Source organism: Coprococcus sp. TF11-13, from assembly GCF_003481085.1.
GTDB classification, from domain to species: Bacteria; Bacillota; Clostridia; order Lachnospirales; family Lachnospiraceae; genus Coprococcus; species Coprococcus aceti.
This window is the reverse complement of record NZ_QUKK01000019.1, coordinates 1-6,584: the sequence shown is the minus strand read 5'-3', so window position 1 is coordinate 6,584 and position 6,584 is coordinate 1. Positions and strand designations below refer to the sequence as shown.

General features: G+C 38.4%; 7 protein-coding genes and 1 pseudogene. 7 read left to right on the top strand and 1 reads right to left on the bottom strand.

From position 1 onward, the window contains the following. From DXD11_RS13945 to DXD11_RS13920, 5 genes are all read left to right on the top strand, one after another. Positions 1–234 (top strand): Hsp20 family protein (locus tag DXD11_RS13945; RefSeq protein WP_147360989.1); only part of this gene is annotated, 234 nt, incomplete at its 5' end. Positions 235–774: 540 nt separating this feature from the next. Then, a complete protein-coding gene (locus DXD11_RS13935) occupies positions 775–2,574 on the top strand; it encodes a diguanylate cyclase domain-containing protein (protein ID WP_055223577.1) in 1,800 nt (599 codons plus the stop codon). 207 nt (positions 2,575–2,781) lie between these two features. Beyond that, on the top strand, positions 2,782–3,282 hold the full coding sequence (locus tag DXD11_RS13930) for a hypothetical protein (protein WP_117551388.1): 501 nt from the start codon (positions 2,782–2,784) through the stop codon (positions 3,280–3,282). Positions 3,283–3,331: 49 nt separating this feature from the next. After that, complete coding sequence (locus DXD11_RS13925) at positions 3,332–3,694, top strand: acyl-CoA thioester hydrolase/BAAT C-terminal domain-containing protein (RefSeq protein ID WP_243105887.1); 363 nt, start codon at positions 3,332–3,334, stop codon at positions 3,692–3,694. A 195-nt stretch (positions 3,695–3,889) separates the two neighbouring features. Further along, positions 3,890–4,648 (top strand): alpha/beta fold hydrolase, encoded by a 759-nt coding sequence (locus tag DXD11_RS13920; protein ID WP_118758619.1) that lies wholly within the window; start codon positions 3,890–3,892, stop codon positions 4,646–4,648. A gap of 92 nt (positions 4,649–4,740) precedes the next feature. On the opposite strand, the gene DXD11_RS14950 is transcribed toward DXD11_RS13920, so the two are convergent. Next, complete coding sequence (locus tag DXD11_RS14950) at positions 4,741–5,103, bottom strand: TetR-like C-terminal domain-containing protein (RefSeq protein ID WP_243105886.1); 363 nt, start codon at positions 5,101–5,103, stop codon at positions 4,741–4,743. A 16-nt stretch (positions 5,104–5,119) separates the two neighbouring features. Here DXD11_RS14950 and DXD11_RS13915 point away from each other — a divergent pair. Continuing rightward, positions 5,120–6,019 (top strand): annotated as a pseudogene (locus DXD11_RS13915) (ATP-binding protein); the annotation flags it as partial. A gap of 260 nt (positions 6,020–6,279) precedes the next feature. Beyond that, positions 6,280–6,584: Hsp20 family protein (locus DXD11_RS13910; protein ID WP_147360988.1), on the top strand; the 305-nt coding region annotated here is incomplete at its 3' end.

Sequence of the window (6,584 nt, the reverse complement as noted above, 5' to 3'; positions counted from 1 at the left end):
CTGACAATTGAGGCTGCAAAGGGTCTGGATAAGGATGAGAAGGACAAGAAGAGCGGCAAGTACATCAGGCGTGAGCGTTATGCCGGCAGCATGAGCAGAAGTTTCTATGTCGGTGAAGGAGTTACTCAGGAAGACATTCATGCAAAGTATGAACATGGCGTACTGAAACTGTCGATTCCTAAGAAGGAAGAGCAGAAGAATGTAGAGAAGAGTAATTACATCGCAATCGAATAATGTAAGAAATGCGTAATTACTTAATAACAGATGACTAATATTCGTAGAGCCCTCCGTGTATCTGCAAGGTGCAGGTATGCGGGGGGCTCTTTTGCTTGTCTGTTCCAGGGACAATCCTCATGACAAAAGAAACGTCCCCATTAAAGTAAAAAAACGTCCCCATTAAAGTATCAGCCATGAGAACAATATGACAGCCAAAGGCATGGTTATGATACAGAACAAAGTAGTAAATACATTTAAAAGACTGGAGTATGTAGCATCTTTGTTATATATTATCTTTTTCCATTCCAGATGTGGCTTTTCGGAGAGCATTGTGCTGCAGTGTGTCCAGGATCATAATAAAAAAGTTAATAAGCTTTCCGAGCAAAATTATACTTATCTGCATAGCGATTACCTCTTTTCGTTTCTGTATTATAATACTGTTCCTCTAAAAAAACATCCCTGAATGCTGACTTGTCAAAAATGAATGAATGCGATAAAATATGTGCAATTTGTAGAGAACTTGTAAATAGCATCCAAAATAAGGAGAGATGACATACTATGAATTCGCGTAAAAACCATAACAAAAAGCTTATGTTGCCGGTTCTCATTTTTCTGGTTGGCTGTCTGGTTTTGACAGTAGTTTTATATCATTCATATAGATCAAATTATAAACAGGTACGGAATGTCACAGCGCTTAATGCCACAACATATGCAGAACGACTACAGAATGACATGAACCGTGGAGTTGCAATTACAGATACACTTGAAGAGATAGCAATCAGCGAAAATGGGAAAATTGACAATTTTCAAAAAGTTGCTCGGGATCTGATGGCAGATTTTATTCAGAGCATACAGATTGCGCCTGACGGTGTTGTCACAGATATATATCCGGAGGCAGGGAATGAAGCTGGAAAGATAGATTTGATGCATGATGAAAGTCGTGGAGAGATATGCCGTTATGGAAGAGATAAAAATATAGTCACGATGCAGGGCCCTTTTGATTTAAAACAGGGGGGGCAGGGCATTGCGATTAGAAATCCTGTATATCTGGAGGGGGCAGATGGCTCTCCAGTATTTTGGGGATTTACCATAGTAATTATACGTGTTCCGGAGATATTTACAGAATCAATTCAGGCACTCACAAAATTCGGTTATGATTACTCCCTGACAAAGACAGTTTCCCCTTTGTCTGATGATACAGAGATAGTATCATCATCCGGCAATATTATGAAGAATCCGATTACATTTGAGTTTGAATTTTGCGGCAGTCTATTTGATTTTGAGATAATGCCTGCTGATGGCTGGAGTCATGGGTGGAATGTATTTCCGCAGCTGTTTTTGGGAATATGTGTTATTTTGCTCTTAACTGGATTAACGGTGGTCATCCTTGTGATTGAGAGACATCGAGATACATTAAAAAAAATGGCGATAACAGATCCGCTGACCGGACTCTTGAATCGTAAGGGGTTTGACGAACAGCTCAAAAAGGTTATGCAGGGCGATCTTCATATTCATTGCGTGGGTATACAGATGGATATTGATGATTTTAAATTTATAAATGATATGTATGGTCATGTAGTTGGAGATGCCGCACTGAAAAGTCTTGCACAGGACATGCAGAGCTATTTCAATGATAATTCTATTATTTGCAGAAATGGCGGTGATGAGTTCTCCGCCATTCTGGTTGACACAACAGAGGAAGAGGCAAGAAAGAAAATAGAACAATTTACTCTTCAGCCACGGCATATAACATATAATGGTGGGGAGCATCCATTTTACATTTCTCTTGGGTATGCAGAATATCCAAAAGATTGTGAAGATGTTTCGGAGCTTATCAGATGCGCGGATATGGCACTTTACGCGGTAAAACTTCATGGAAAGAATAATTGCAGTCCTTATCGAGGAGCTTATAAGATGCAGCACAGAAGCCAGCTTGGATTTGCACTTCAGGATGTATCAAAGAATCTTCCGGGAGCTTTCCTTATATATATAGCTGATCCTGAAAATGATAATATTTTATTTGCAAATCGTGAACTGATAGAATTTGCTGGCTGCAGGGATTTTGATGATTTTCTGGATTACACAGATCATAGATTCAGAAATCTGGTCCATCCAGACGAACGGGATTCTGTTGAGACCAGCATCTGGAAACAGATTGATGCAAAGACCAGTGGAAATAATGACTATGTAAGGTTCCATTTTGCAAAAAAAGATGGAACATATCTTCCTGTTCTTGATCACGGAAGAATTGTGGAAAACCGTTATTATGGAAATGTATTCTACGTTTTGATCATGGACTGCGCTCTGGTTGAATCTTATTATGATAACAAAACAGGTCTGGAAACTGTGCCAGAATAGCGGATTGGCTATTACAGGAATAGGACACAAATTCTTCATCCAGCCATTTGCAAATATAGTAGGCTGTTATACTCATTTACATTCTCAGGAAAATATGCTAATATTAGGTTAGCAACGACTAACTCAATCTCGATGTTTCGATCAGTGCAGCGTCTGTCAGATAGATTGAGGCGATTTTGCATGGCTGGTGTTCGATGAGGAGGCAAAATGAATTATCTATTAGAAATAGTTATTTTTAATGTTATCATTTACACAATTTGCGGTATCAATATAGCAAAGAAGGGAAAGCTTGGCATGATACAGGAATACCCCAAGGCGATACAGGATCGATGCAGAGAGCTTGGATTGATTCAGGAAAGCTCCGGGAAACTTAAGAAGAAAGCAACGATAGGAAAACTGGGATTATTTATCGGATACATATTTTTGCAGACTGTATTAGCGTACTATATCGGCGGTGCACGTACTTTCTCTGAAGGATGGTTTCACGGATATATCATGTGGGTAGTTGAGATGTGGTTTGATGCATTGGTGGTGGATTGTCTGTGGTTTTGCCATAGTAAGAAGATGATAATTCCGGGAACTGAGGATTTGGTGGATGCTTACCATGATTATTGGCATCATATTAAATATGCGGTGATAGGAATGTTCAGCCAGGCGGTGATTGCTTTGCCGGTAGGGCTTTTGGTGATGTGGCTGTCTGGGAGGTAAAGACGCAAGAATAAAAGGCTGAGCATTTTCAGCTGCAAACTGGAATTTGATGAAAGGACTTTCCTATCGTGGAAAGCCGCTTGCTTATATGCCATTTGTTTACGAACATCCAACGTATTGGAAAAAGGTTGAAGAGGAAACGAAAGGCTCAGGTGATATTGAGCGTTCCGCATGCCTGTTCATAGATTCCGAAAAAGACCGGGAACATACGGAAGAAGAAATGATAAAGGTTGAAAATATCAAGGGAAAGTTAATTTTGATTGGCGCAGATGATGATAGCTTCTGGGAGGCTGGCAAATATGTCCGCCGGATGGATCAGCGTTTGCAGCAACATCCGCATGAGTGTGAGGCTACAAGAAAGGACGTAGACAAAAGACATTCGGCGGCGCTGCATGAGTGGATTGCGGTATAATGTTCGTGGTACAAGGTGCTTGCCGGACTACAAAAGGTTGGATTCGTCAGTAACCACTGAGGTTTGACACATCCGGCTTTTATATTACAGAAATATGGCATCGAATGGATATTCGATTCTGCCGATATAATGTATAATAGAAAGTAACAAACCAGAAGTTATCAAATTGATTGGGAAGTATACAGGAGATAAGGAATGACAATTCATGAATATGGAAAAAGTAATGCAAAGACAGTGGTTCTGGTACATCCATCTGTAGTGATGTGGGATTTTTTTGAATATCTAATTCCTTTATTGGAAAAGGATTGCCATGTAATTATTCCGGCATTGCCGGGATATGATGAAAATGATTCACAGCAAAATTTTACCAGCGTGGAAAATATTGCCGGGGAATTGGCAGAGTGGTTAGTAAAAAATAAGATTACCACCATTGATGTTCTATATGGCTGTTCTATGGGAGGTAGTATTGTTTTAAGAATGCTTGCAGATAAGAAAATTACCGTAAATAACACAATATGCGATGGCGGAATCACACCATATCAGATACCATGGTTACTTACTCGATTCATTGCTGTTAAGGATTTTCTGCTGATCTCTATGGGAAAAACAGGCGGGTTTAGCCTTCTGGAAAAGGTGTTTGCAACAGATGAATATAGCAAGGAAGATTTAGAATATATGGCGAAAGTTTTCCGCTTTATCAGTTATAAGACCATCTGGAGAACTTTTGAATCATGCAACAACTACAGGATGCCGGAAGGTATTATAGAATATTCGGGTAAATTAGAATATTGGTACGGTGATAAAGAACGTAAAGAAAGATCAAAAGATTTAGCATATGTAAAAGAACATTTTCTACATGTAAAGTTTATAGAAATGAAAAATATGGGACACGCCAGTATGGCGACATTATATCCAGAAAACATGGCAGAACGTATTATGAATTTAGCAAAGTAAGGAGTTGCAGCAAATAAAAAGAAGTTGTGTTGTGACAACTTCCAGTTGTGCGCCCCGCTAAGGGTGTGTAATCAAGCCGGTGGGAAGCCGGTTTATCCAAGGTCCAGCCAATCAGATAATAGCGAGTCTTGGGATGATGTCGGTAACGGCATTTGACAAGCGTAGACAGCAAGAAAGCAGGGTTGAATAGTGATTGAGCTTCGAAACGTTAACTTCAGTCGGTCGATTTCAATCCTTCCTCTATACTCCTGCCTTATAATGTCAGCCATTTCCGCAGGACTTTCCTTACATCCATTTTTTAACCACATTTTTATAATACTTGTAATGGTAGCCCTGAAAAATTCACAATGATATTCTATGTATTTATTTCCAAAATGCTGCTCTGCCAGCTTATGATCAAACTGAACTATTTTATAGTTATCATCAAAGCCAAGTTTAAAATATGTGTTAAAAATAATCTGATTATCTTTTATGTATCTAAACAGCTTTTCAAAATCATTAAAAGAAATTAAAAAAGATTACTATTTAGAACAACTTATAAATTGTGAAGGAAATGGTCTGATTAAAATTGTAACAGGAATAAGAAGATGTGGAAAATCATATTTATTGCGAACGCTGTTTAAAAATCATTTGCTTGAAAATGGAGTGGATGAAAAACACATCATTGAAATGGCGTTTGATTTATACTACTTTCTTTTAGATGAAGTGCAGTTGCTGGATGAGTTTGTGAGTGTGCTTAACGGTTTAGCGGATAAGAAGAATTGCGATGTGTTTGTAACAGGAAGTAATGCAAAGTTTTTATCCAGAGATATAGCTACTGAATTTGGTGGCAGAGGGGATGAGGTTCATATGTACCCTTTGAGCTTTTCGGAATTTATGAGTTGCTATGATGGAAATAAATATGATGGATGGAACGAATATATTACTTATGGCGGTATTCCGTTGGTGGTATTAGCCGAAACGGATGAGCAAAAAGTGAATCTATTGGATAATATGTTTCAGGAAACATATATCAGTGATATTGTGAAACGAAACAAAATCAGAAACGTTGGAGAAATGGAATCATTGCTTGATGTTTTGGCATCTGCAATTGGCGCGTTGACAAATCCTAACAAACTTCAGAAAACATTTAAAAGCGTAAACAATTCGAAGATTACAGCAACAACGATTACGAAATATATTGAATATTTGGAGGATGCTTTTTTAATTGAAGAGGCGAACAGATATGATATTAAGGGAAAGTTCTATATCGGTACGCCAATGAAGTACTATTTTATGGATATGGGACTTAGAAATTCAAAAATTCATTACAGGCAACTGGAAGTGACACATTCTATGGAGAATGTCATTTACAATGAATTAAGAATGAGAGTATCTATAAGGGATAGAGCCATTTGCGTTCACACAATCTTCATAAAAAAATTAGCACTCACCTCTTGACAGTGCTAACAACTGGGTGTATAACATAGTCAAAGATAAGGAAAGGGATTAGAAAGAAGAGAAAGAATCCCGAAAGTTTATCTTGACAATTATTTTGAAAGTAACAGTAAACAAAAAGTCTAAGTGCCTTGGGGTTTCATAAGAAACCACAATTTCCGACACTTGTTTGAGATTGAAAGGAGAAATGACTTATGTTACCTAGTATTTTTGGAGAAGATTTATTTGATGATTGGATGAATGACTATTTCCCATTTGGAAGGGATTTTGACAAGGAGTTCAGTAAAGCGTTAGCACCTACCGAGCGTGCGCTGTATGGTAAGCATGCAAAGAACATGATGAAGACCGATGTCCGTGAGACAGACGATTCATATGAAGTAGATATGGATCTCCCAGGATTCAATAAAGATGAAGTAAAGGTTCAGCTTGCTGATGGTTACCTGACAATTGAGGCTGCAAAGGGTCTGGATAAGGATGAGAAGGACAAGAAGAGCGGCAA